Genomic DNA, 20,887 nt, shown 5'->3' on the forward strand with positions numbered 1-20,887 from the left:
AATGATGAAGGAAGACGTTTTCGATTTTATCCGTGCTGCCATTTTGCGTATTTTGGCAGAAGAAGACAACGCTGCTCCGGTGATTGAAGAAAAAACTCCTCTTATGAGCAAGGGCGGAATCATTTCGTCATTGATGCTGGTGGAGCTGATGCTGGCCCTGGAAGAATATTGCACAGACCATAACATTCGCTTCGTATGGGTTCATGACAGTATTATGTCAGAAAAAAACAGCCCTTACCACACTGTGGGTACCCTGGTAGAATATATTTGTTCTCTGCCAGCTCTTGGGCAAGAGGAATAGCATGGCTGGTCGGCATGTTGTTATAACTGGCATCAGTGGCGGTCTGGGCAGGCATCTGGCTATGCGCGCCATGCAGGAAGGGTATGGCGTGACAGGGCTTTGCCGTACGCCGCCTGCTGATATTCCGTGCGAAGTGCTCTCCTGTGATGTCACCGTTGCAGAGCAGGTGGCTGATTGTTTTGCCCGGCTGCGGCACGTCCCCTTGTGGGGCGTCATCAACGCTGCGGGGATTGCATCAATGAACCTTACTGTGACAACGCCGCCAGAGACCATGCGCCGCATTGTGGAAGTCAACCTGCTAGGAACCATGTACTGTTCTGCTCAGGCGGGGCGCTTGCTGGCACGCCGCAAGGGGGGCAGGATAATAAATTTTTCATCCATTGCCGTAGCCCTTGGGCTTGAGGGCGAGAGCGCCTATGTGGCCGCCAAGGCTGGCGTGGAAGGATTCACGCGGGCATTCTCGCGTGAAATGTCTTCCTGGGGGGTAACGGTCAATGCTGTGGCTCCCGGCCCCATTCCCACCCAACTCATTGCGGGGGTGCCACAGCACAAGCTTGACGCCCTGGTTGAAAGACAGGTTGTTCGCCGTCAGGGAACGCTTGAAGACGTTTGGAAAACGGTTCATTGGCTGCTGGATGATGCGAGCGGCATGATTTCCGGCCAGTGTCTTCATGTGGGGGGCGTGTGAGTCTTTATCGTGATCTTTGCCTGCGCAGCGCAGATCCTGAGCGCCCCTTTCTGCTCGGGCAGGGGCAGAGTCTCAGCCTTGCCGACATCGCACAAGCGCCTGATTTGTGTGCGGGCATTGCGCCCGGCGATGTAGTGGCGCTTGTGGGGGATTTTGATGCCCCCGGCATACGTGCCTTGCTGGCGCTTGTGGATGCAAAGGCCATCGTCATGCCGTTGACATCAGCAAACTACACTCAGCACGAATACTGTTTCGCAGCAGGGCATGCCGATGTAGTCATTGCAGATGGCAAAGTTACCCGGAGGCAGAAAAAGCAGAGCAAACAGCTACTGCTTGATCAGTTGCGTTCTCTGGGCCACGCCGGGCTGCTTCTTTTTTCATCAGGAAGCACTGGCAGCCCCAAGGCTATTTTACACGATTTTGAAAAATTCCTTGCACGCTATGCCACCCCGCGACCAGCCTGGACGACATTGGGGTTTTTGCTGTTCGACCATATTGGCGGTCTGAACACCCTGTTCCATACCCTGTTTAACAATGGCCGCGTGGTGCGCCCGACAGCCCGCACCGTGACCGCCGTATTTGAAGATATTCGCGATTATGGCGTTCAACTGTTGCCCACAACGCCGACATTTTTGCGAATGCTGGCCCACAGTGGGCTTCTTGATGCGGAAGCTTTGCCGTCTTTGCGGCTTATCACTTATGGAACCGAACAAATGGACCAGAATACCCTGTCGGCCATTGCTGACCTTTTGCCACAGGTGGATATCCGGCAGACTTACGGCATGTCTGAGCTGGGTATTCTGCGGGTGCGCACGCGAAAGCGCGATGAACTCTGGATACAGATCGGCGGTGAAGGCGTGGAAAGCCGTGTTCAAGATCACGAGCTGCACATCAGGGCCGAGAACAGGATGTTGGGCTACTTGAATGCTCCTTCGCCCTTTGACGCGGAAGGTTGGTTCAATACCAGAGATATGGTGGAAACTGACGGATCGTGGTTACGTATTGTGGGCCGGGCAGACAGCGTGATTAATGTGGGTGGTCTTAAAGTGCTGCCCGCTGAAGTTGAAAATACCGCGCTTTCTTTTTCTGGCGTAAGTTTGGCGAGGGCTGAAGGCGTGCCCAATCCGCTGACCGGCATGCATGTTGAATTGTTATGTCAGGCTGAGGAGGGCGTGGAAATAGCTGTTGAGGCTTTGCGGAAGTATCTGAAGAGCCAGCTGCCGCCCCACGCGCGCCCTCTGCGGATTAGAATTGGAAAAGTCCCCATGGGGCATAGGTTCAAACGGTTATAGGCAAGTAAAAAGCTAAATAAATTTTTATTTGTTTTTATATATGATGCTTCAAGTTGTAGTAACAGTTATTACTATGAAATTACTGCAATGTTTCTAAGTTATATCTATTTGTATATTTTTTTATTATTATTTCTGACGGTTAAAATTGTGGCAGCGTGGTTTAATTTGATACTTACGTGTTGACAGATGCTATTTCAGTATTTAGTTTCGATGCAACAAGGTAGTATACACACGATTACCTGCGTATGAAGCGTGAACTTTTATGTGTTCGCCTTCCCCTTAGTTTAATCAGTCAGCTGGTTATGTTACATAAATAGCTGATTGGGGAGCGTTCTTGCCTCCCCGGATACTCGGTGATTACTTCCGGGTCTCCCCTATAATATCCCCTTTTTTTAGTGTAACCTAGGCACAACTTTTTTTAGACGTACAGTCTGAGAGTGTTGCCGTGTGTTACTTGACTCAAGCACCATGACCAGGTTCAGGGGGCATCATGAGCAATATATTCCTTACTCGTCCAGCTGTCGGACAGCAGAGCGTGGTTCATTCAATAGAACAAGCTACATTTATTGCAGATTTTTCCGCAAACCAGATAACTCTGGAAAAGAATGATACTAGTCTTGTCTTTCGGTTTGATGACGGAGGCAGCATCAAGCTGGCGGATTTTTATACTGAATATACAAAGGATAATACGCCCGACTTTGAAGTGGACGGGCAGCGTATCAGCGGCGCCGATTTCTTCAGCGCTTTTGGGCCTGATCTCGCGCCAGCCGCAGGCCCCTCTGCCGCAGAGCGCTCCGCCCGCTACAATGAATTTTCTGGAAGCGAACTTGCCGGCGGAGTCGAGCACCTTGACGGTATGGCCTATGCCCCCGGAGCTGAGAACGCTTTCAGTGATCCAGGCATGCAAAGTTCACTGCTTGCCGCTATGGCGGGACAGCCCACTGGCACAATCGGCTCCGGTGGGGGAAACACTGGCAGTGGGGTCGGAACGCAACCTCCACTGCATTATTCACTCACATATTCGAACGTAGCGCTTCTTGGCGCTGACGGACAGGATAATCCCGAAGTTCACCTTGAACTGGAACGTCTTGCCAGCGGCGGTGTGGCAGGCAATATGCTCACCATCACCAACTTTGACGGCAGTGCAAGCTACGCTGGTGCTGCCAACGCCGACGGCACTTGGACATTCAATCTTGACGGGTATCAGGCCGTGTATGACCCGGTAAAGGGCGAACTTGTTTTTACCCTCACGAACCCGGCTGGCGGCGCGGCAGCTTCAGAAAACTACACCTTGGTGTTCACTGACGGCAGCGGGCAGCAGTCCAGCCACGGAGTGCGGGTTGCCTCTACCGCCGACCACAATGACATGACCTCCATTGTCTGGAAGGCTCCCGAAGATGCTACCATGCTGGTGACGGATCAGACTTGGGCTGGCGAGGTCGCACACGGTGCGCACCTTACAAACGCCAGCACAGCGGATATTGCAGCAGCCATCAAGCTGCCGCGTCCTCCGGCGGGCGAAGGCGCGTATGATGCTGGCGGCGGCCGCGAGATGCACTATCAGCTCACGGAGACGTCGCTTACGGCTGATGGCGGGCAGAGCAGATTTGAGATTGACCTGAAATCTGGCACAAGCTCTTTGCGTATCAGCAATAATGATAATGCCGCGGTTCTACAGGGAGTGGAACATCACGACCCCCTGCCCGGATTTGTCGATCATAATCCTTATGGACCTGGTTATGATGGTGGGACCACCACAAACTATACGGCAAATGTGACGGCTACCGTGGCCTCTCAAGGTACGGCCGCCCAGAATGAAGTTCGGGTGACTGGCGGTGATTTGAGCATTCAGACCGTAAGTGACCAAGCCAGTTTTTCAACGGATGGCGCTGCCTACGTCAGCGGCGCTTACGCTACAGACGGGGGCAGCGTTTCTCTGGAGGCGCAGGGGCTTTCCGTCGGCGTGGCTTCAGTGGCGGCCGGATCTGCTGCCCAAAATGCCGTCATCACTGGTGCGCATTCTGCGGGGGGCGTGCTGGAAAATGCGGGCACTCTTGGAGACTGGGGCAGTCATTACATCAATAGGGAATTCGACAATTCAGAGATTAATCTTGCCGCCACCGCAGGCGATGTAAAGGTCAGCGCTGATCTGACCGGAACGGCTGGCGTCAACACTGCTGTTGCCGGGGTTGCCGCCACGGATAACGGGCACGTAAACGTAGCTGCAGCTAATGGCAATATTGACATCACCGTTAATAACAGGACAGAGAGCGGATCGCTGGATCAATCCTCCAGCATTTTTGGCGTATTTTCCGGTGTTGGGCTTGGAGGTAATGATCTGCCAGTGGAAGGGGATTTTTCAGATAAAAATCAACAATATCAATATACTTATAGTCTTTACCAACAGTATCTTGCTGACAAATTTGCTCCTTCCCAAAATCCTTATTTAACTCAGAAGCTGGATTTTGATTCAAACCGTGGCGAGCAGGCCATTGTGGACATCCGGGCTGAAAAGGATGTGAATGTTGCCCTGAATCTGGGTGCGCAGAACGGCAGTTATGAAGCTGCTGGCATCAATGCGCAGTTTGGCGACGTAAACGTTGCCTCCAATAGCGGCAACATCAATGTCGACGTCGCCATGCAGGGCCAGCACCTCTCTGGCTCCGGTCAAAAATGGGTTTCTGCCCTTGAGATAAGCAATGGAACTGCCGACCTGAAGGCTGAACAGGGGAACGTGAAGCTGTCAGTAAGTGCCAATGGTGAAAATATCGCCGTGGTGCACTACAACGGGGCAACGGCCATGCCAGCGAGCAGCCCGTATGACTACATTCCTGATGCCGCTGTTGTGGCGTCCTCATCCCTCACGGGCAAGAACATTAACCTGAATGGTACTGTGGGGGCTGACGGCAGCTCAGCCATAAATCATATCATTGGTATTAATGCGACACATACGCACAAAAAAGAAACCTTTGTCATCAGCGCAGATGAGCGGTTTACGCTGAACGTCACCGCAGTCGACAATGGCGGCGCCACTTCAGCTACAGGCGTTTATGTGGGCTATGCCCTTTATCCTGACGGTTACGGCGGCTATGCATATAATAATGGCGCCAGCTATGTGTTGGCGCTTGGAGCCAAAGAGGCGGAAATAAACGCGCGAGTTGAAGCCGGAACCGGACTTTCGGCGGACAGTTATAGCGTGGGCATCGAAGCCAGCGGGCATAAGTTCGTTATCATGTCTGATTCAGAAGATAACCTGTGGCGAGACGCATATGATGGATCTGGAAACAAGCTGCCAAACACAACAAGCCTTGGGTACACAACGGCATACGATTTTGATGCCGTTAATCAGCTGACCATTTCGGCTGGAGGCGCAACGCACAATACCGGCATTTTGTCTGCGGATGCTGAGATTCCTATGGGCGGTTCTCCCTATTACGCTCCCTCGAGCGTGGATATTCGGGCTGATTCGCTCACGGTCACGGCTACGGGCAATCCCGAAGCAGGAAGTATATCAACCAGTGTGGGCATTGCCGCCACCGGACAAAGCTCCGTGCAGATCATCTCCAATAACGTCAATATTGAAGCCACTGATGCGCACCACAGCGTGGGCGTTCAATCTGACGGAAACAGCAATTATGCCCCCGGAATCACGATTTCCAACGCCATTCAAAATGCTACTTCAGATTCGGCCCTGACTGTCATCATTTCTGCCAAGGTGGGCACCGACCTTGAAAGTATGACCAATGGCATCGCCATTGAAGCCATCAACGGCGGCCATGTGCAGATTGTTTCTCGCGGTTACAGTGGCGACTATGTTGAAATCAATGGTGGCATTGTTACCGACGGCACCGGGCGCGTAACCATTCAGACGGGTGGCGGCGATGACGTGGTGAAGCTGAACGGAGCCGTGGATATTGGTGCCTCTGGTGGGCTCAATATTGATGGCGGTGACGGATACAATCTGTTGATCCTTTCCGCTCCTGACCACGACACCTTCATGCAGTACTACGGAAATTGGTTTGCAAACGGAGCTATTGAGAACAATATCAATAATTTTCATGAAATTATCCTGCAAGGCGTTGATATGGGATCAGACGCCTACAACTTGATCATGAACAGTGTTGGCAATCATGATATTGCCGTACGGGTCATTGATGAAGGAACCAATCTGGATCTGGTGGTCAATGCCTATGAGTATGATTTCAGCTCCCATGACGACCTGACAGGAGACAGTGATTTGCTCTTTGTTCGGTTCAATGGCGCAGAGAATCCCAATCAGGAAGAATTTGACCAGACCTTGCACAATATCGGCAAGGTCGGCGATGGCTATGAAAGTGTGCTGCTTGATTTCGTGGGTTCGGGCGACGAGCCTATGTTTGGAGAAAACAACAATCTCGACAGCCTGTTCAACCTGAAGAACAGCGCCAATGAAAATACTGACATCTTCGTTCGCGCCACATCCGATGATGCCATTTTGAATTCTGGCTGGACTGCCAGTGATGAAACCAAGGTGCTGAATGGCGAAACCTACACTGAATACAACGATGCCAGCGGCAATACAATGTATGTGCAGTTGACCACCGAAAGTGGCGGCTAGGATTCAGCCATGTAAAGAATAACGGCCCGGGTCAATCCCGGGCCGTTATTTTGTGTGGCCGCTCTAGGGGCTGTTTCTAAATAATTCTTTTGTCAAACTGGCTGCGTCAGAAGGCCCTTTTTTACTCCAGTCATGTACCGTAAGAGTACATTCCTTTCGTAAAAAAGGCCTTTTTCCTTGCCCTTGGCGCAAAATCATTTATTTGGAGACAGCCCCTAGCGGCCATACTGCTTTATGAAACCTTTCGCCCAGCTTTAAAATACGCTATCGTACGAGATTAACAGCAAGAATAACTTGAAGGTGGCGCTGCATGGGTAATTATGTGCTGGACAATGTGGAGCTTGCAGGCTGCTCCGTTGTGCTGGGGGAAACCACGCTGCGCCTTGAAGACGAACCGCAGCACTGGGGCAATGACCGTACGCAGCTGGCGCGTTTGCAGAAGCGGCTGGGCATGGATGCACGGCAGGTTGCCGCATCCGGCACTACAACCAGTGACCTGTGCCGTCAGGCTGCAACTTCTCTCATGCTGGCGATGGATATTGCCCCTCAGGATGTCACGGCCATTGTCTCAGTAACCCAGACCCCAGACTATCTCATGCCGGGGAACGCCTATGTTCTTCATGCCGCCCTTGGCCTTTCCAAGGAAACGGTAGCTCTTGATGTTTGCCAGGGTTGCGCCGGATTTGTCTATGGTTTGTGGCTGGCTGGCATGATGGCCCAGGCGGCAGGTGGCGATGGAGTATTGCTTTGCGCCGGGGATACGCTCTCGCGTGTTGCCAACAAAAATGACCACACCACAGCGCCAATTTTTGGCGATGCTGGCAGCGCTGCCTGGATTCGGTTTTGCCCTGATGCGGAAAAAATGTATTTTGTTCTGCGCGCCGATGGTCACGAACTGGAAAAATTGTACATTCCGGCGGGCGGCGGGCGTATGCCAGCATCTCCATTAACAGGAGCAGAGGTGGTTTCCGAAGACGGAAGTGCCCGTTCCCTTGATAATCTTCATATGGACGGTGTGGGTATTTTTTCCTTCACCATGTCCGAACAGCCCCGGTTATTGCATGATATTCTGCAACGCTCCGGCTATAGTGCGGAGCAGATCGACTACTTCGTCATGCATCAGGGCAATCGGTATATTGTTGAAACCGTGGCTAAAAAAACGGGCATTCCGGCGCAAAAAGTCCCTGTAGCAACATTTTCCCGTTATGGAAATTTGAATTCTGCGTCAATTCCTGGCGTGCTTTGTGGCGAGCTGGCTTCCACTGCCCGAGAAAAAAACTTGAATGTTGTTTTGCAGGGGTTTGGCGTGGGGCTTTCCTGGGGGGCGTGCCAGACCCGGTTGCGGCATGTTCATTGCCTTGATCCTCAGCTATACAGCCCCGTCAGCTGATTCTTCTATTTTTCAGCAGCTTACTTTTGAAATATTTCATATTCCCCAGTTGCCATTCTGCTGAAATGCAATTTTGTTATAATTCACAAAGCGTTACGGCGTGCTGCATTTTTGCACAGCGGTAGAGCATTTAAGCTTTTTTAACGTCAGAATGCTCCAACCTGCTTCGCAGAATGCTGACGGGGTGCTGGCAGGAAGTGCCGCTGCCGTGCTCAATTTGTACCCGGCATGTGCCGCATTCAGAAGCGGTAAGCGTCGCACCGCTTTCCCGAATTGTGGAAAAGAGCGTAGACCCGACCCGTTGAGCAATTTCATACTTTTCTGTTTTAAAGCCGTAGCTTCCTGAAATGCCACAGCATCCTGCGTGTGCGTTACTAACGCTGACTCCTGGCAGCCGCCGCAACAGTTCAAGGCTGGGCAGGCCGTTGCCCTGAGCGCGCAAGTGGCAGGGAGCATGATACATGATTTTCATGTCTGGCTGATTTTTTCCAGATGCTGCTGGTGCAAGATCCAGCTCGCCGGAGTCAGCACAGGCCAGCAGAAAATCCTGCGCATCTTCCAGGCGGCAAGCGCCGTACTTCTCTCCCAGATCCGGGAAATACTCGGGCAAATCAACGCGAAACATCAGGGCGCAGCTCGGGCAGCCGGTAACCACTGGTAAACCCTGATCGCGCCATTGGGCCAGCGAGCGAAGGTTATGCTCTGCATTGCTTCTGGCATGTTGCCAAAAACCATTAGCAACCATTGGCAGGCCGCAGCACACAAGGTCTTGCGGTACAATAACCTTATAACCTGCGCGGTTCATTGCCCATATCATGTCCAGGCCCGTCTGCGGGTCGTACACGTCAACATAGCAGCCGGGGTAAAATACCACGCTGCGTCCTGTGTCGGGCTGTTTTACCTGGCGGGCGAGATGGCGAAAATTACGGCCTGCAAAGGCGGGCAGCGGGGCACGCTTATGAATGCCGAGTTTATGTAACACCTGCCGCGTAAACGGGTTGAGCATGCCGAAGTTTTTCAGGCCCGCAGGGATAAGATGCAGCCATTTGGCCATAAGCTCGCCGTGTCCCAGAATCCAGTCCCGAAGGCCGGGAGGCGTTTTCTGGCACTGGTCGGCCCGAGCCATCATGTTCAGGCTGGACACAGGCACGCCGTGCGGGCAGGTGATGTCGCAGTTCTTGCAGTTGGAGCAATAGTGCAAGGAAGGGTCTTCGTTCAGTCCCAAAAGACGAAAACGTTCGTACGCAGGGCCAATCATGCGCGGGCCAAGAAAATTGGGCGTGGCGTCGGCCACCGGGCAATGCACCACGCATGTGGTGCAGGCGATGCAGTTATCTGGGCTTATGTGGACGCTCATTTTTATTCCTCCGAAGCCGCGGCGGCCATACGCCCCGCCTGCCAGCCCGTTGCCACGGCAACGCCGTGACCACTTTTTTCAGCTGCGTAGTCGTAGCCGCCCAGGCTGCGCCCTGCAAAAAAGACATTGGACCAGCGCGCAGCGGATTGTGAGTCCACAGGGCGCATGGTGTTGTCAACGCAAACGCCAGCACTGGCAAAGAAGTGTTTGCCAAACAGGTCAGGAGACGCCCACTGCTCAACATCAGCAGGGGCAGCTATATCCAGTCCCATGACGCTTTCGCGTATTTTACCGGGGGCAAGCTCCAGCCCGCCGCCAAGAATGCCGCCTGTGGCAAGTACAAAGGTTTTGGCTTCGTGGCGGCGTTCCTGCCCGGAGGCTTCAGCTACCAGGGCGGTACAGGCCTTATCGCTGGTTTCGGCCCGCAGAACTTTGGCGTTTTCAACCATTTCAAAGTCGTGATCGCGCAGCGCGCGCAACAGGGCGTCGCGCAGCCGCAACCCGCCCACACCAGGGGGGATGGACAGCATTTCCACAACGGGACAACCCGCGGCGTTCTCTATGGTCTGCCAGTTTTCCGGCTGTGCCTTGCTACCGCAAAGAGGGGGCAGCAGCACAAGATCGCAGGACCCTGCATGCGCGGCTAGAGCTTCAATCAGCCACTGACGGCTTTGGGGCCTGTCGATCAAACGGGCAAGGTCAAGAGCGCTCGCGCTGCGGTGCGCTTCCCCAAGGGGAGAGGGGACCGTCATCTGTAAAAACTCTCTGTCGGCCCATGCCTTATAACGGCGCAACTGGCTTACGACCAGGGCCGGACGGCAATCGCGCAGACCTTCCACGCTGAGTACAAGCACGCGGCGTGCCGACGTTAAGGCGTCGACATTTACTTTTTCCGGTAGAAGGTATGTGGGTTTGAGCGTGCCCATAATAGTCGGCGTATGAACGTTGCGGGCCTGCCCGTCCCAACTGGCAGCCGGATGCATGCCCCATTGCTGGGAAGCCATATGATGCTGAAAAAAATTCAGGGCCGCGCGCACATTTTCCTGACCCATAAGTCTGTATGGATGCCCGGCTGGCAGCAGAGCCATGCCTGCCCAGGGATCGGGCACATACTTGCCGTCAACATAGCCGAGCAGGTCGATATTGCCGCCGCTTATGGCAAGAGAACCCATGCCGGTAGTGAGCATGCGCACCTTTTTGCCCTGGCTGGCCGCAGTCAGGGCAGCCACCAGCCCGGCCATGCCGGACCCGACTACAAGAACGTCAACAATCCTGCTCATGCTCGGCTCCGTCAAGATTGAGGGTGGAGGCGTATATGGCCCGGCTCAGTTCCATTTCACGGGCTTGCATGCCCCAGAGGGCAAAACGCAGTCCGCCCCAGCGCTCCTGAAGAAAACGCCGCACATTGTCTGTGGGCGTCAGTTCAAGCTGAACGCCGTGCTCGGTCAAAGCGCCAACCGTGCGCAGGGAGCAGAAGGCCCCCTGGCAGGTTCCCATGCCCAACCGTGTGCGCAGGCGTATATCCGTAAGGGAAAAAATGGCTGGCTGTCGCGCCACATATTCAATTTCAGCCATACTCACCATTTCGCATTCGCAAAGCAGGGGGTTGTTTGGCTGCTTTTCGGCAAGTTCCAGCACGCCCGGCAGGTCATCTCCAAGGCGGTCGGCCATGAGGTGCAGCCCCTGCATGGGGAAAAAGCGGGCGGCGCGTTTGAGCGTGGCTTCGTCCACATCATGTACAAGGGGCTCATCTGCTGTTTTGCACGGAACGCACTGCCCCAGCTTTGCGCAAACCCTGTCGGCAACGCGTTCGGCCATAAGGCGATAGGTGGTCAGCTTGCCGCCAAAAATACTGACCATGCCCTCCAGCCCCTCGTCTGCATGGTCGACTATGTGGAAATTGCGGCTGGCCTTGCGCCCAGAAGTTCCACCGGGGGTGTAGAGGGGCCGTGTTCCGGCAAAAGCCCGCAAAATGCGGTACTGATGCACTTGAGGGAAAAGAGGTTCGCCGATGTCGAGCAGGCGCAGAACTTCTTCGGTGGTTGGAGTTGTATCGTCAGGCTTGTCGGTGGCTGCGGATGTTGTGCCCAGAATGGTAATGGACCCGTGGGGCACAAAAATATCGCCATCGCCGCTCGGGTGCAGGCGGTTGATTACCCTGGAGGTGAAGCGGTGGTTGAAGACGATTAGGGTGCCTCTGTCGGGCGAAAGGGAAACATCAAGGCCCGCCATGCCTGCAATATGTCCCGACCACGATCCAGCGGCATTGACGACGCACTGGCAGGCTATTTCAACCGTTTCTCCAGTATGGCGATTGACTGCTGTTACGCCGCAGACCTGTCCGTTGCGCAGCGTGATGCCTGTGGCTTCGTGATAGGTGAACATACGCCCGCCATACCTTTGGGCAGACATGGCGTTGTGCAGAACCAGCCGGAAGCCGTCAACGCACGAATCAGGCACGCGAAACACGCGCCGTACTTCAGGCGAAAGATGCGGTTCCAGCCGCAGCGCTTCGGCAACTTCAATTTCCTGTGCGTCGATACCCGCCGTGCGGCATCCATCAATGAATTTTTCCACATAGGAAGGATCATCTTGGGGCGTAAGCGCAAAAAAACCTTCAGTTTGCTCCACGCACTGTCTGCCGATGCGGCGTACGATCATGTTTTCTTCAATGCATTCGCGAGCGGATTCGTTGTCGTTAACAACGTACCGCGCCCCGCTGTGCAGCAGGCCGTGAAAGCGTGAACTGGTGCCGTGCGCAATGCCTCCCTGTTCGAGGAGGATGGCGGGTATGCCGCGCATACTTAGGTCGCGCAACGTTCCTGTGCCCGTAGCGCCGCCCCCGATAATTACAACGGTGGTTTCCAGCATGTAATACCCTGCTGTATGTCTAGGTTACTGGAAGCATATCGTACTTTGTGGTGAAGCTGACCGTTACTTTATGTCGCACGGCCTGGGCTCCAGGCACGATGTCTGCTGGTAAAAACCGCAGGAAAGCGCTTCAGCCCGCACAATATGCTATTTTTCGCTACTCGGTCTGACTTGCCCTGGGGGCTCCCGTCGAAGAACGCGCAATGAGCCTGTGGCTTATTTCAACCCGGGTAATGTTGCGGTTTGAAAGTTGCCCGCTGACTCTCGCATGAAGCAGGTCCAGCGCGTTATGCCCTTTGTCCTGAATATAGTGCTCAACGGTGGTCAAGGCCACCTTGCCGAAATTTGAGGGCAAAAGATTGTCAAACCCGCAAACGCTGTAATCGCCGGGAATGCTGAAACCGGCATCAAGCACGGCGTCCATGACGCCATAGGCGACCATGTCGTTTACAGCGATGAAGGCGGTAATCTTTTTGTCTTCAAAGCAACTGCTGGCAAGCTCATGCCCAACAGTATGCTCGATGAGCAGGTTGTTCAGTTCAACTTCAGGCGCGATGTTGCGGCTCTTTACCAGCAGGCTGCCCTCCGGGCAGAGCCGGCTGATGGTGGATTGAAGTCCTTTAAGGCGCTGCACGCGTATGGAGTTGCTGGCATCCAGCGTTGTGGAGATATAGGCCATGTGCTTGTGTCCCAGCTCGCACATATGCTGGGCAATAAGGCTGCCTGCATCATAGTTGTTAAGTTCAACCGTATCCACGTTGAGGTCAACGCGCCTGTCGCCCATAACAACTACAGGCATTTTGCGTCCTACGCGGGAAAGGACTTCATCGGGATGAGCCAGCATGGTGAAGATAATGCCCGACATGCCAGTGGACTGCGCAAGCTGCACAGCCGCCAGTTCACTTTCAAGACTACGATACGTTGTGCATATACAGGAAGTATAGTTTTTTTCCGCTGCTGCCTGCTGTATGGCCTGAATAATGGTGGCATAATACGGATTGGTGACGTTGGGCACGACTATCAATATGACAGGGCCGTCGCCCATTGCCGCCTTGCCGCGCCGCCCCTGGCCATAGTTGAGTTTGGCAGCGGCAGCCACAACCCCCTTAATGGTTTCTTCCGCAAAAGAAACGCCTTCGCGCCCGTTAAGAATCATTGAAACCGTAGCGGGGGATACTCCCGCCATGCGGGCCACGTCCGCCAGCGTTGCTTTTTTTGCGGTTCCCCGGTTTTCACCGTCAACAGTCATCTTTTCTTCCTTTATGCCCACTCTCGTGTATTTTCCGGCTTTGGCCAAAGGTTATGCCCCACCAGTACGTGCGGGTATGAGGCCAATATGAGTTATGAGCAACTTTTCATGCTCATAACTTCCCATGTACTTTTCTATGAGTCAATAAAATAAGTTGAAAAATTTAATAATGTTTCAATTGACATAAAAATCTGCAGCGTGCTAATGCCAGTGAAAAATGCCTATTTGTAGGCTGTTTTTTCGTGTTTGAACTAAATAGAAAATTTTATTTAGCTCAAAATTTTAATTGTTCTCATTTGTTGTTGAAAAATTATTAAAAATTTTAATGGCAGATGCAGGGGGCACCCCTGTCAAAGCCGCGGAGGGGAACATGCCAAACGCAGGAAAGGGAAAACCTACTACCAGCAAAAAAGAAATGCGCAAGGTGGTTATTGCCAGTTTGCTCGGCGCCACCATTGAATGGTACGACTTTTTCCTCTACGGGGTCGTGGCTGGCATTGTGTTCAACAAACTTTATTTCCCCACCACAGACCCTTTCATTGGAACTATTCTGGCTTACAGCACCTTTGCTATTGGCTATCTGGCGCGTCCTCTGGGCGGGTTCATCTTTGGGCATTACGGCGACAAGCTGGGCCGCAAGCGCATGCTTATCCTTACCATGCTCATCATGGGCATAGCCACTGTCGGCATTGGTCTGGTGCCTACCTACGCATCCATTGGCATTGCTGCTCCCATTCTGCTGCAAACGCTGCGGTTGTGCCAGGGGCTGGGCCTTGGCGGCGAATGGGGCGGAGCAGTGCTCATGACCTATGAATATGCCGATGAACGTGAAAAAGCTTTTTACGCCAGTATTCCGCAGATGGGCTTGGCCACGGGGCTTTGCCTTGCTTCTGGTGTGGTAGCCCTGCTTTCGTGGCTGCTGACCAATGAAGAATTCATGCTGTGGGGCTGGCGCGCTGCCTTTATTTTCAGTGTCGTGCTGATTGGCGTTGCCCTTTATGTGCGTACCCACATTCTTGAAACGCCTGAATTCCGCAAGGTTCAGGAAGAAGGCCATACTGAGAAAAAGGCTCTGCCTATTGTCACCGTTTGCAAAAACTACCCCGGCAATATTGCTCTTGGTGTGGGCGCGCGCTGGATTGACGGCGTGTTCTTTAACGTTCTTGCTGTATTTTCCATCAGCTACCTCGTGCAATACATTAACGTTACCCGCACAGAAGCGCTTACAGCAGTTATGATTGCGGCTTTGTTGATGTGTCCCTTTATTCTTATTGCAGGCCGTCTTGCCGACCGCTTTGGGCGTGGACGTATTTACGGTCTTGCCAGCCTGGCATGCGGCCTGACGATCTTTCCGGCTTTCTGGCTTATGCAGAGCAGTGGCGGCAACATGTTCCTTATCGGTCTTGCCATCGCCATTCCCCTCAGCATTTGTTATGCTGGTGTGTTTGGACCGGAAGCCGCGCTTTTTTCGGATCTTTTTCCCGCCGAAGTGCGCTACACGGGCATATCAATTGTTTACCAGTTTCCGGGTTTTCTTGTGGCTGGCATTGTGCCGGGTGTGTGCACAGTGCTCATGCAGTGGAATGACGGCAACCCGTTCTACATTTGCATCTTTGTGCTCATAGCTGCTGCAACCAGCGCATTCTCGGCCTTTACCATTCAACGTCGGCATAATAGAGCCGAGCGCCTGGCGCATGAGCGTAACGTCATGCAGGCCGAGGCAAATCCGCAAGTCTAGGGGTACGTTATGCGTATTTTGCAATTATCCGATACACACCTGCGCGGCGATAACAAGCTGTCGTTCAGGGTTGTAGACACGAAGCGCTGCCTTGATGCTACCGTGGCATACCTGAAGGCGATGGCCCAAAAGCCGAATATTATCGTTCTTAGCGGCGACCTGGCTGACAGCGGCGACCTGAATGCCTACCACCTCCTTTTTGAGGCATTTAGCGCTCTGAATATTCCTGTCTATGCCTTGCCTGGAAACCACGACAGGCGTGACAGAATGCAGACCGTACTGCAGGACTGGTGCCCGTCGGATCCCAAGGTAGCGCCGCATATCTGCTACACTGTTGAAAAAGATGATCTACGCCTGATCGTGCTGGACAGCATGCATCCTGGTTCACACTCCGGCCATTTTTTTCCGGCAGTGGAGTCTTGGCTCGTGGATGAACTGGGTAAAAGGCCAGATGTTCAGACGCTGCTTTTCATGCACCATCCGCCGTTCAGCACGGGCTTGGGTGTTATGGATGAGCCTTTTGAAAATCAGCTAAGATTTGCGGATGTTGTTGCGGCCAATCCGCAGGTGCGTTTGTGCTTCGGGCATATGCACCGGCCAATAATCACCCAGTGGCAAGGGCGTCTGTGCGTAACCGCGCCTTCGGCGGCCATGCAGATAGATCTGGATCTTTCACCCGAAGGTGGCGATACCTTCCGTATGGAAGCGCCAGGGTATCTTTTGCACCATTGGGAAAAACAGACATTAAACACGCACGTCTGCCAGATTCCTACAGACGTGACCTTTGCGGGACCATATCCCTTTGCGGGTTCTGTTAATCCCGTCGGGCCTTCTGCGTAACAGCTGTAAAGGGGCTGGCAGAAAGAGCATGCACGATAGATGGTTTGGCCTGTCAGCCCTTGCAAAAAAGTTGATCCTGAGTTTTTACGCAGAGTAGCTTTGAAAAAATTGTAAAGAGCTAGCGGATTCAGTTTTTCCATCCATTTATTTTTCTTTTAGATCAATAGGCCACAAAAAAACCGACCCAAGGGTCGGTTTTTTTGTGTGATGCGGATAAAGTCGCGCTAATTGGGCTGAGTTTTCTGGGAAAGCTGCTGTGAAAAATGCTTCACTGATGTTTGCCACAGGTCAAACACTTCATCCAGATTCTTCTTGCTCATGCCATAACGCATGAAGATGTCCATTTCCAGAATAAGGTCAGAATCACGGTCAATATACGCCCTGGTGTACATTTTTTGCGCATTCCAGGTGTTGATCTGCTCAAGCGAGAAATCATTACTTTTCCATATGCAAATAAACTGCAAGGCGCTGCAGTTCTTGCCGTCAGTACAGCCCGAAAACCAGATGGCGTACTTGGTGCCGTCCATGCGGCCCTTGATAATGGGCGCGCCCTTGGCCGTCTGGCTCAATTCTGCGCTGCCAAAGCCCTTGGCGATTTCAAGTATTGCTTCATGGTCTGAGGCGGTAACAATATCGCTATTGGCCATAGCACTGCCTGAGAAGACGCATGTCAGCCATAGGCCCAGCGCAATGGTTAATACCTTGTTCACGTAAATCTCCTGTACGTTTTCAACACGTTTTCGTGTCCAATACTGATAAATGCAGAAAGCCTGCCTTGTTTGGGCAGGTCAGTTCGCAATCCTTCAGCACCAGCTATACAACGAATTCATGCTTTCTCAAAGCAATTTGTAATTATCGTGTATGTGATTTTAAGTTTGTATCAAGGTGAAAGAGGATAATATACAGGTATGGTTCAATATTATGTTTATTTACGCGCTTAAGCGATGCGTTAATGTGCGTACGTATGTTTGCTCGTAGAGTTTGTTGGGTATGATTTTAAACTAGATGTGCTGTTTTACCCTGTAATTATAGTGGAATTTTCGATGTTCAGAAGAACTGTGTTTTTGCTATTTTTTAACATAAAATGGTAATGTAAAACCATAAATTTTGTTCAAAACAAATCTTATGTGAAGAAAATGTCACAAAAAACAACATAGAAAAAAAATATGTAAAAAAATCATCGCTCCAGGTATTGAGCCTGGAGCTTTTTTCATCTGATATCTTGACGATTTCCTTGGAACAGATCATAACAAAAAATAACAAAATTGACTAAAAAATAACATCAAAATGTCACGAAACGAGTTTTGCCATGCTGCCTGTTGAACGCCGAAAAAAGATGGCCCGCCTGATTAAGAACAGGGGCGCTCTTAATAGCCGTGAACTTGCGGAAACATTGGGTATTTCCGTTATGACAGTACGCCGTGACCTTAAGGTGCTGGAAGAACAGAATCAGCTTGAAATCACCTGGGGCGGCGCAGTTCCTGTTGGGTTTGAGGCGCATGACATCCCCCGGTCCCACAAAGCTGCCAGTATGCAAGAGGCAAAGGTCGCCATAGCGCACGCCGCATGCGATTTTATTGTGGAGGGTGACTTCATTGGCCTGGACGCGGGCACGACTACCCTTGAGCTGGCGCGGTTGTTGCCCACATTGCCTTTCAAGCATCTTTCGGTTGTTACTCCCGATCTGGAAATTGCTATGCTTCTTTCAGGCAACGCCCACATAGAGGTGTTTCTTGCCGGGGGGAGGGTAGACCCCATCAGCCGGGCCTGCAACGATACCGACTCTGTGGCTTACTTGCGCCGTGTTCGCACGACAGTGGCCTTTGTAGGCATCAATGTGTGGGGTGAGCAGCACGGAGTGACCACCAGTTCTTCGGAAAAAATGAATCGGAAGATTCAGCTTATGGATAGCACTGACAAGAGCATTCTTCTGGTTGATTCATCAAAATACGGAAAGTTCAGCCCCTGGCGAGTGGCCGGAGTTGAGCAGTTTTATCGCATTATTACAGATACCGGGCTCAGTGAAGATGCCCGGAAAAATCTGGAAGCCAACGGCGCTCGGTTGCTTTATGCCGGAATTGAATAAAGGCAGTCATTTTACGAACCTTTGTCAGGCCTGGCCAAACGGCCAACAGGTCAAAAGAGTTTGCCATGAATATAGCTGTAATTGCTGACGATTTTACAGGTGCTAACGCCAACGGGGCGCTGCTCACGGCCAAGGGCTTTTCAAGTGCAACTTGCCTTGGACTGGATAAATGGGACCCCCAGTACTTCGAAGCGTTCACTGCGGTTTCGCTGAATGCCGAAAGCCGTCTACTTTCACGCCAAAAGGCATGGGACGCCGTTTACGCGGCGGTAAAAATGTTCTGTGCCGAAAAGCCAGCCCTGATTTCCAAGCGGGTGGACTCCACCTTGCGCGGTAATGTTGGGGCGGAAATTGAGGCTGCCGTCAAGGCTATGGACGATAGTTACGGTCATGAGGAATCCTTGGCCGTGCTGGTGCCGTCCTATCCGTCTTCTGGGCGTATTTGCGTGGGTGGGTATCAGATCGTGCATGGCGTGCCTCTGGAGCGTTCACCCATTGCCCAGGATGCGGCCACGCCCGTCAAAGACACTTCAGTTCTCAAGATTTTTGCCGAACAAAGCACAATGAAGTGCGGCTTTGTTCCTCTTGAAAAAATTCTTGGCGGACCAGCCGCTGTGCGGCAGGCCATTGAAGACCTGCGTGCCGAAGGCTGCCGCGTGGTAGTTTGCGACGCCGTGGCCGATGAAGATATTACAACCATCGCGCAATCTCTGGCCGACGCTCCGTACCCTCTGGTATCTGTTGACCCCGGCCCCTTCACAGCCGAGCTGGCTGCCGTTCGTGTGCAGGCTCCCCGGTCACAATTCGAAAACAGGGTATTCCTTGCCGTTGGCAGCACCAGCGAACTTACCCGCGTGCAAATGGAGGCTCTGCGTCTGGCGCATCCCTGCCATCTTGTGCCAATGAATGTCAGCAAGATTCTGACAGGAAAAGATGAGGCTGCCAGCGAGTGCGCCCGGGTGCTTGATGTTGTATGCACTCCGCCGGCAGGCACCACCGTGCTTGGCGTTTGCACGGCTGCCAACAAGGAAGACGTTTTTTCTCTGGATGAAATGTCGAAAAAGATGAACCTCACTCACTCAGAGATTTCGCAACGCATCAATGAGGCCATCGCAAACGTGACTGATGAGGTGTTGCGCCGAGAAGTTTTGCGCATTGGCGGCCTGTATACGTCGGGCGGCGAGGTTACGGTATCCGTTATCCGCACCTTGAAGGCGGGCGGATTCACAGTGCGCGACCAAGTGTTACCCCTGGCTGTGTATGGTCATATTATTGGCGGTGTTCAGGCCGATCTGCCAATGATTACCAAGGGTGGTTTTGTGGGCGACAAGAACAGCCTGGTGGAATGTGTGGAGTATCTCTTCACCAAGATTTCCACTCGCAAGCGCCCGTCCTAGAGCAGACTAGCTTTGAAATGTTTCGCATTTCAAAAAGGACTGTCTGAACAGTAAAAAACGAGGATACATATATGAAACCGTTGATTTGCGCTCCTATGGGCGATCCGGCTGGAGTTGGCCCGGAAATTCTGGCAGCGTCCCTGGTGGACCCTGTTGTCACTGATATGGCCCGCGTGCTTGTGGTGGGCAACACTGAAATCATGAAGCGCGCGTCTGCCATCATGAATGTCAGCCCCGACTTCAATGAAGTTGACGAAAACCTTGAAGGTTGGCGCGAAGGCGCAGCCAACATTCTTAACATGGACAATGTGGATCTGGCCGGGTTTGAGTACGGCAAGGTCCAGGGCCATTGCGGCAAAGCAGCTTTTGAGTACATTAAAAAGTCTGTGGAAATCACGATGGCTGGCAAGGCCGATGCTTTGGCCACCACACCCATTAACAAAGAATCCCTCAAGGCTGGCGGGGTGCCCTACATCGGGCATACTGAAATTCTTGGCGATCTCACAGGCACAAAAGACCCGCTTACCATGTTTCAGGTACACAGCCTGCGCGTGTTCTTTCTCACTCGGCATCTTTCGCTCATGGATGCCTGCCGGGCTGTGAAAAAAGACCGCGTGCTGGATTACATTGCCCGCTGTTCTGAAGCCATGCGCCTGCTGGGTATTGAAAATCCCAGTATTGTCGTAGCCGGGCTGAACCCCCACTGCGGCGAGCACGGCCTTTTCGGCAATGAGGAAGACGTTGAGATCGTTCCGGCCATTGAAGAAGCCAAAAAGCGCGGCTTCAATGTTCACGGGCCAAACCCGGCGGACTCGGTGTTCCACTTTGCTCTTAAAGGCGCGTGGGACGCTGTGCTTTCGCTGTATCACGACCAGGGGCACATCGCCACCAAGATGGTGGACTTTGAGCGTACTATTTCGCTTACCCTTGGTATGCCCATATTGCGCACCTCGGTTGACCACGGCACTGCCTTTGATATCGCCGGAAAGGGCAAGGCCAGTCCTGTGAGTATGGTTGAGGCTATTCGCCTGGCGGCGCTTTATGCATTCAATTTCAAAAAGGCCAATGGCTAAGGAATGCT

At 52.7% G+C, this 20,887-nt stretch carries 15 protein-coding genes; 10 read left to right on the forward strand and 5 right to left on the reverse strand.

The window, feature by feature from the left end; genetic code table 11:
• The first annotated feature begins 1 nt into the window (after position 1).
• From HNQ38_RS04990 to HNQ38_RS05010, 5 genes are all read left to right on the forward strand, one after another.
• Positions 2–301, forward strand: a complete 300-nt coding sequence (locus tag HNQ38_RS04990; protein ID WP_183718300.1) for a hypothetical protein — start codon at positions 2–4, stop codon at positions 299–301.
• A 1-nt stretch (position 302) separates the two neighbouring features.
• Entirely contained in the window at positions 303–989 is a 687-nt protein-coding gene (locus HNQ38_RS04995) for an SDR family NAD(P)-dependent oxidoreductase (RefSeq protein WP_183718301.1), read from the forward strand.
• Positions 986–2,281, forward strand: a complete 1,296-nt coding sequence (locus HNQ38_RS05000; protein WP_183718302.1) for an AMP-binding protein — start codon at positions 986–988, stop codon at positions 2,279–2,281. The genes HNQ38_RS04995 and HNQ38_RS05000 overlap by 4 nt, the downstream gene beginning before the upstream one ends.
• Positions 2,282–2,771: 490 nt before the next feature.
• A complete protein-coding gene (locus tag HNQ38_RS05005) occupies positions 2,772–6,878 on the forward strand; it encodes a hypothetical protein (protein WP_183718303.1) in 4,107 nt (1,368 codons plus the stop codon).
• A 310-nt stretch (positions 6,879–7,188) separates the two neighbouring features.
• The gene (locus tag HNQ38_RS05010) at positions 7,189–8,268 is read left to right on the forward strand and encodes a 3-oxoacyl-ACP synthase III family protein (protein WP_183718304.1); all 1,080 of its coding nucleotides are present in this window, start codon (positions 7,189–7,191) and stop codon (positions 8,266–8,268) included.
• A 130-nt stretch (positions 8,269–8,398) separates the two neighbouring features.
• Here HNQ38_RS05010 and HNQ38_RS05015 read toward each other — a convergent pair whose 3' ends face one another.
• The 4 genes from HNQ38_RS05015 to HNQ38_RS05030 form a co-directional block, all read right to left on the reverse strand.
• The gene (locus HNQ38_RS05015; protein WP_183718305.1) at positions 8,399–9,625 is read right to left on the reverse strand and encodes an anaerobic glycerol-3-phosphate dehydrogenase subunit C; all 1,227 of its coding nucleotides are present in this window, start codon (positions 9,623–9,625) and stop codon (positions 8,399–8,401) included.
• Between the two features lie 2 nt (positions 9,626–9,627).
• Positions 9,628–10,905, reverse strand: coding sequence for an anaerobic glycerol-3-phosphate dehydrogenase subunit GlpB (gene glpB, locus HNQ38_RS05020; RefSeq protein ID WP_183718306.1), 1,278 nt, complete (start codon positions 10,903–10,905; stop codon positions 9,628–9,630).
• Positions 10,889–12,496, reverse strand: coding sequence for an anaerobic glycerol-3-phosphate dehydrogenase subunit GlpA (glpA, locus tag HNQ38_RS05025; protein WP_183718307.1), 1,608 nt, complete (start codon positions 12,494–12,496; stop codon positions 10,889–10,891). Before glpA ends, glpB begins: the two co-directional genes overlap by 17 nt.
• Before the next feature lie 157 nt (positions 12,497–12,653).
• Positions 12,654–13,745: a LacI family DNA-binding transcriptional regulator gene (locus HNQ38_RS05030; protein ID WP_183718308.1), complete on the reverse strand. Its 1,092-nt coding sequence runs from the start codon at positions 13,743–13,745 to the stop codon at positions 12,654–12,656.
• Between the two features lie 370 nt (positions 13,746–14,115).
• On the opposite strand from HNQ38_RS05030, the gene HNQ38_RS05035 reads away from it, so the two are divergent.
• Both HNQ38_RS05035 and HNQ38_RS05040 read left to right on the forward strand, forming a co-directional pair.
• A complete protein-coding gene (locus HNQ38_RS05035) occupies positions 14,116–15,483 on the forward strand; it encodes an MFS transporter (RefSeq protein WP_183718309.1) in 1,368 nt (455 codons plus the stop codon).
• Positions 15,484–15,492: 9 nt separating this feature from the next.
• Entirely contained in the window at positions 15,493–16,323 is an 831-nt protein-coding gene (locus HNQ38_RS05040; RefSeq protein ID WP_183718310.1) for a phosphodiesterase, read from the forward strand.
• A 224-nt stretch (positions 16,324–16,547) separates the two neighbouring features.
• Here HNQ38_RS05040 and HNQ38_RS05045 read toward each other — a convergent pair whose 3' ends face one another.
• Positions 16,548–17,033, reverse strand: coding sequence for a YbjN domain-containing protein (locus tag HNQ38_RS05045; RefSeq protein ID WP_183718311.1), 486 nt, complete (start codon positions 17,031–17,033; stop codon positions 16,548–16,550).
• A 599-nt stretch (positions 17,034–17,632) separates the two neighbouring features.
• Here HNQ38_RS05045 and HNQ38_RS05050 point away from each other — a divergent pair.
• The 3 genes from HNQ38_RS05050 to pdxA all read left to right on the forward strand — a co-directional run bounded on the left by HNQ38_RS05050 (position 17,633) and on the right by pdxA (position 20,879).
• Positions 17,633–18,409, forward strand: coding sequence for a DeoR/GlpR family DNA-binding transcription regulator (locus tag HNQ38_RS05050; protein WP_183718312.1), 777 nt, complete (start codon positions 17,633–17,635; stop codon positions 18,407–18,409).
• Positions 18,410–18,474: 65 nt separating this feature from the next.
• A complete protein-coding gene (locus tag HNQ38_RS05055; RefSeq protein WP_183718313.1) occupies positions 18,475–19,806 on the forward strand; it encodes a four-carbon acid sugar kinase family protein in 1,332 nt (443 codons plus the stop codon).
• Positions 19,807–19,877: 71 nt separating this feature from the next.
• Positions 19,878–20,879 (forward strand): 4-hydroxythreonine-4-phosphate dehydrogenase PdxA, encoded by a 1,002-nt coding sequence (pdxA, locus tag HNQ38_RS05060; protein WP_183718314.1) that lies wholly within the window; start codon positions 19,878–19,880, stop codon positions 20,877–20,879.
• Positions 20,880–20,887: the final 8 nt, after the last annotated feature.

This window comes from Desulfovibrio intestinalis, assembly GCF_014202345.1.
Classification (GTDB): domain Bacteria; phylum Desulfobacterota; class Desulfovibrionia; order Desulfovibrionales; family Desulfovibrionaceae; genus Desulfovibrio; species Desulfovibrio intestinalis.

Bases quoted from the DNA above. Each gene is read 5' to 3' on its own strand.
- HNQ38_RS04990 (WP_183718300.1), top strand. From the start codon at position 2: ATGATGAAGGAAGACGTTTTCGATTTTATCCGTGCTGCCATTTTGCGT.
- HNQ38_RS04995 (WP_183718301.1), top strand. From the start codon at position 303: ATGGCTGGTCGGCATGTTGTTATAACTGGCATCAGTGGCGGTCTGGGC.
- HNQ38_RS05005 (WP_183718303.1), top strand. From the start codon at position 2,772: ATGAGCAATATATTCCTTACTCGTCCAGCTGTCGGACAGCAGAGCGTG.
- HNQ38_RS05010 (WP_183718304.1), top strand. From the start codon at position 7,189: ATGGGTAATTATGTGCTGGACAATGTGGAGCTTGCAGGCTGCTCCGTT.
- HNQ38_RS05015 (WP_183718305.1), bottom strand. From the start codon at position 9,625: ATGAGCGTCCACATAAGCCCAGATAACTGCATCGCCTGCACCACATGC.
- glpB (WP_183718306.1), bottom strand. From the start codon at position 10,905: ATGAGCAGGATTGTTGACGTTCTTGTAGTCGGGTCCGGCATGGCCGGG.
- glpA (WP_183718307.1), bottom strand. From the start codon at position 12,496: ATGCTGGAAACCACCGTTGTAATTATCGGGGGCGGCGCTACGGGCACA.
- HNQ38_RS05030 (WP_183718308.1), bottom strand. From the start codon at position 13,745: ATGACTGTTGACGGTGAAAACCGGGGAACCGCAAAAAAAGCAACGCTG.
- HNQ38_RS05035 (WP_183718309.1), top strand. From the start codon at position 14,116: ATGCCAAACGCAGGAAAGGGAAAACCTACTACCAGCAAAAAAGAAATG.
- HNQ38_RS05040 (WP_183718310.1), top strand. From the start codon at position 15,493: ATGCGTATTTTGCAATTATCCGATACACACCTGCGCGGCGATAACAAG.
- HNQ38_RS05050 (WP_183718312.1), top strand. From the start codon at position 17,633: ATGCTGCCTGTTGAACGCCGAAAAAAGATGGCCCGCCTGATTAAGAAC.
- HNQ38_RS05055 (WP_183718313.1), top strand. From the start codon at position 18,475: ATGAATATAGCTGTAATTGCTGACGATTTTACAGGTGCTAACGCCAAC.
- pdxA (WP_183718314.1), top strand. From the start codon at position 19,878: ATGAAACCGTTGATTTGCGCTCCTATGGGCGATCCGGCTGGAGTTGGC.